Source organism: Streptococcus sp. CL8.13, assembly GCF_049737895.1.
This window is the reverse complement of the sequence record NZ_JBKOTT010000072.1, coordinates 1-4823: the sequence shown is the minus strand read 5'-3', so window position 1 is coordinate 4823 and position 4823 is coordinate 1. Positions and strand designations below refer to the sequence as shown.

General features: G+C 42.3%; 5 protein-coding genes. All 5 read right to left on the bottom strand.

Annotation, left to right across the window (positions count from 1 at the left end; genetic code table 11):
- Window positions 1–300 (bottom strand): phosphoribosylaminoimidazolesuccinocarboxamide synthase (locus ACLNCN_RS03390; protein ID WP_424844620.1); only part of this gene is annotated, 300 nt, incomplete at its 3' end.
- Between the two features lie 168 nt (window positions 301–468).
- Complete coding sequence (comB, locus tag ACLNCN_RS03385) at window positions 469–1818, bottom strand: competence pheromone export protein ComB (RefSeq protein WP_049551500.1); 1350 nt, start codon at window positions 1816–1818, stop codon at window positions 469–471.
- 12 nt (window positions 1819–1830) lie between these two features.
- Window positions 1831–3984 carry a peptide cleavage/export ABC transporter ComA gene (gene comA, locus ACLNCN_RS03380; protein ID WP_424844619.1) on the bottom strand — a complete coding sequence of 718 codons (2154 nt, stop codon included), beginning with the start codon at window positions 3982–3984 and terminating at the stop codon, window positions 1831–1833.
- Window positions 3985–4364: 380 nt separating this feature from the next.
- Window positions 4365–4532, bottom strand: coding sequence for a class IIb bacteriocin, lactobin A/cerein 7B family (locus ACLNCN_RS03375; protein ID WP_424844618.1), 168 nt, complete (start codon window positions 4530–4532; stop codon window positions 4365–4367).
- Between the two features lie 20 nt (window positions 4533–4552).
- Window positions 4553–4741, bottom strand: a complete 189-nt coding sequence (locus ACLNCN_RS03370) for a class IIb bacteriocin, lactobin A/cerein 7B family (protein WP_424844617.1) — start codon at window positions 4739–4741, stop codon at window positions 4553–4555.
- Between the last annotated feature and the right edge of the window lie 82 nt (window positions 4742–4823).

Here is a 4823-nt window from a genome sequence, read left to right as displayed (position 1 = left end):
AAAGGAACCAGCCGTGTAGTTGCGAAGCACGACTTCCAAAGGAATAATCTTAACCTTTTTATTGAGTTGTTCCGTATCTGAAAGTTTCTCCACAAAGTGAGTCACCACACCAGCCGCATTTAATTTCTCAAAAATAAAAGATGAGATCTGATTATTCAAGACTCCCTTACCTGCAATCTGCTCCTTCTTGACACCATTGAAAGCAGTCGCCTGGTCCTTGTAAGTTGAAATAATGAGATTTTCATCCTCAGTTGTATAGATATCCTTGGCTTTTCCCGAATAGATCAGTTGTTTTGACATTTTAAAGTTCGCCTTTCGTTTTACTTGAGCACATTCTACCACAAAAGCATGAAAAATTCAAGGTTTTTACGAATAAATGACGTTTTCCTATTTCAAGCGTAAAGAAAAACTGCAAGATAGACTCTTCTTACAGTTTTAAAATCATTTATCCTCTGAAAAACACGAACATTACTCTTTGTTCAAAAATTGATCCAAATAATAACGCAGGTAACTTTTCTTGCCCGTAATCATCTGCAGGCGACCTTCCACCCCGTACCGAAGTTTTTCAGCCTGCTCCGAAGTTAGATTAGTCTCCGCCTCGATTTTAAAGAAATTCCCTTTTTCAGTCTTAGTAGCTGTCGCATCAATACTTGTAATAGTAGAATCTAGGAAAATTTGATTCTTGGCATCATGAGTCGTAGTATAGCGAACAGAATCACCGACCTTGATCCTTGCTACATCTTTTGAACTAAGATAAGCTGTTAGTTTGGCTTGCCCTTCTTTTTCCAAGGACGGATAGAGTTGGGCTAGTAAGGCGCCTTCTGCTACCATGGTAGAATCACTGGTCTCAGGATTAAGGTGAAGCACCCCATCCTCACTAGCCGTAATTTTCCCCTTGTCTAAAAGATTTCCCTGAACCTTCTTACCCGATTCTGCCTCCAAAATTTTCTGGTCTAGAAGGGTCAATTCCTGACCAACCTTAGCCAAATGTTGGGATTTAAGGGACTCTAATTGACTACTTAAACCAGACGCATAGGCTTGCTGGGTACCTGAACCTGCATACTGAACACGGTAAGTAGCAAGACTGGATTCTAACTGAGAGAGCTGTGCTTCTACCTGAGCAACAGCCTGAGCCTTAGATTGCGGATTTTCCTCGCCCTGAGACTTATAGGACTGGTAGAGAGAGTAGGCTAGATTCTGACTGGCCAAGGAAGCACCTGTTTCAATAGCTGACTTAGCTGTCTGGTAATCGCGAATTTTAGCCTCTGTTTGGCTGATGAGGTTGCCGATTTCGGCTTGGGTTTGGCTAGCTGCTGCATTCTGGGATGCAATGGTCTCATTTTGTTGCGATGTACTAGCCCTAAGACTGCCTGCTTGACTGATGTAGTCGCGAAAGGTGGCTTGGTAGCCAAACTTATCCTCCTCTGGAAAGTGGTTCTCCCCTTCTTGCAGGCTCTTTTGCAAATACTCCAATTGCTTTTTCTGATCCTTGAGCATGTCCAACTGACTAGCATAGGCCTCCGCTTGGACACCCTCTGCCCCTTCCTGGTATTGAACCAAAAGATCCCCCTTTTTAACCAGCTTATTTTCTTCCAGATGATTGACAAGAATGCGATTGTTACTAGTTGACTGGATATTTGCAAGGATACGACTAGGCTCTACAGTAGCTCTAGTAGACAAACTCATCTCCTTCTCTGCCAAAGTTGCAAAGCCAAGCAAAAACACGAGCAGAAGGAACATGGGCACAATCACCCGACTGGAAAAATTATGGTAACGACGATTATAAAACTCCGCACTTTCTAAAAATTCTGGTTTCATCCTCTCCTCTTTCTAGCTATTCACCAAATGGGCGTAAAAGCCACCCTGTGCAAGCAAATCAGCATGATTTCCTTCTTCAACAATCTTGCCCTGGTCCAAGACAACAACCTTCTCTGTCCGCTCAGCAATGGTCAAGCGGTGGGCGATGAAAATCAAAGTCTTGTCCAAAGCCATGAGATTATCGACAATTCGCTTCTCTGTCAAAATATCCAAACTACTGGTCGCCTCATCCAAAATCAAGACTGGCGCATCTGTCAAGAGAGCACGCGCCAGAGCGATTCTCTGACGTTGACCACCTGAAATTCCTGCCCCATCCGAAGTCAATTCTGTCTGGTAATTCAGTGGCATCCGCTCAATATCCTCCCGAATCTCTGCCAACTCGACCGCCCGCAAGATGTCCTCCTGAGTCGTCCCCTCCTTGGCTCCCAAAAGAAGATTCTCCAAAATCGTTCCGTTAAAGACATAAGGCTGTTGAGGCAGATAGTTGATGTACTGGCGCAAGGCCTTTTTATCAATCTGATTGAGATTGACACCACCCAGACTAATCTCCCCTTGACTTGGGTAGTAAAAATTAACCATCATCTTAGCCAAAGTCGTCTTACCTGACCCCGAAATCCCCACAAAAGCCACCTTAGAGCCTTGGGAAATGGTCAAATTGATATCCGACAAGACGTCTCGACCATAGCCATACTTATAGGAAACCTGCTTGAAAGTCAGCTCTCCCTTCATCAAGCTCAAATCCTCAACTGTTTTCTTCTCCTCAAACTCAGAAGCTACCAGATAAATCTCATTCAGACGGTTATTGGCAACCTGCGCTGTCTGAAGCTTGGTTTGCAGATTGATGATATTTTCCAAAGGATTGGTAAAATAAACCAGCAAGGTATTATAGGTAATCAACTGCCCCAAACTCATCTTGCCATCCATGACCAAAACAGCCCCCATCCAGAGAATGCCGACATTGAGCAAGAGATGGGCAACCTTTTTCAGAGCCTTTTGCTGACTCTCTGCTCGACTATAGGTAAAGGATTTTTTCAGATAATCCACAAATTCCTTGTCAATTTTTTGGTAACGCTGACTCTCACTGGTCAAGGACTTGATAGTTTCAATACCATTGATGTCCTCAATGATAGAAGAAGACAGAACCGCATTGGCTTCCATGGTATCCCGATTCATCTTTTCAAACGGCTTCATAAAGGCAAAGATAATCACTGTGTAGATAGGGAGCGCCAATAAAGTCATGAAAAAGAGATTGGTATTTTGCGAAAATAAAACAAGGGAAATAATGACAACCGTTGACACATCTAGGAAAATCGAAAGAATGGTCGAAGCCAGCGCATCGATGATACTATTAGCATCCGTGAAACGAGACACGATTTCCCCTGTCCTGCGTGTCGCAAAAAAGGACATAGGCAGGTGAAAAACATGCTTGATATAGGACAAAATCACATCAATAGACAAGCGTTGCCCCAAAACAAGTAAGAGATACTCCTGAGCATAAGACAAGATCTGCTGGAGAATATAAACAATGACCAAACCAATAGAAATAATCCCCAGCGTCGAACGCATCTGATCTGGCACATAGGTATCAATGATAGACTGCAGATAATAAGAACCCACAATGTTAATCAAGGTCACCAAGAGGGTCGCCAAAACGATATTAGCAATCAAGCCACGCTGCTTCACTAATATAGGGATAAAAGAGAGCAGACCATTCTTTTGATCCTTATGAGGCTTATAGTCTGGACTCGGTGCCATAAAAAGAGTCACTCCTGTCCATTCTTCCGCAAAACGCTCACGTGGCAGTTTAGTCAACTTCACCCCAGGATCTGGATCAGCAATATGAATGCTATCCTTATCCTGCCCAGTCACCACATAGTAGTGGAGCAATTTCCCTTCCTTAAGCACATGAGCAACAAAAGGAAAAGTCAAATCTGGCAAGTCAAAGAGCGTCATATCCGCCTTAATGGCCCGCGTCTCAAAACCAATCTCCTCTGCCACCTTGACCAAGCCCAAAGCCGTCGTCCCATCCATGGTCGTCTTAGCCAATTCTCGCAAGTGAGCTAAAGAATAGTAGCTACCATAGTAGCCAAAAACCATGGCTAATGAAGCTACACCGCAGTCCATCTGATCCACTTGCGGACGATAGTGACGTTTCCCAAATTTCATATTCATCTCCTTTTTCCTAAACTCATCTGATAATAACTATCTTACCCCAAACACCAAACAAAAACTGGACTTCCTCCCCAAATGCGCCTATCTCCCTCCCAACTGCACTTTTTGGATAAAAAAATAGGCAGAACAAACGTCCTACCTACTAAAAATATGGTATGAAAGGAAATTGATGTTTTACTGTCATCCTAGGCAATCTTGGAACAAATAAATCATTGATAGTAACATTTACGACATCCTATTTATTACTACAATTTCTAATGCCCCTGATATTTCTAAGCCACCTCTGGTATGATCTATTCATAGTCAGAATAGATAACACCGTTCTAAATTACGATTCATAGTTACTCCTTTTTTGATTCGTTACTATAAGACACCTAATTACCTGACAAGAGTGCCCGAGTTGTCAGAATAGCTCCACCAGTATACACAAATCCTTTAACAAAACCAGCGGCAATAGGAATAAGAAGAGGAATTGCTCCCCCTTGAATTTCCTGCAAGTCTGTATTAGTCATTTTTTCAAATTTTAAAATAGATTTTTCCATAGCAATTTCTCCTTTAATTTTTACCACTTACCTGTCACATAATGATAACCTGCAATTCCCACTGCAGCAACTCCACCAGCAATTTTGGCTGCCGTCACAGGATTAGCGATTAGCCAAGCTACAAGAGGAATTGCTCCCCCATCCACATCCATTAACTCTTCTTCTGTAAGAGCTACAAAGTTCTGTTCCATTTTGTCAAAATTTGTCATCTTTTTTCTCCTTTATTTCTATTTTTTAGTTTACGATTTCTGTCTCTTAAACCATTTTAAAAACCAGAATAGATAAATTACT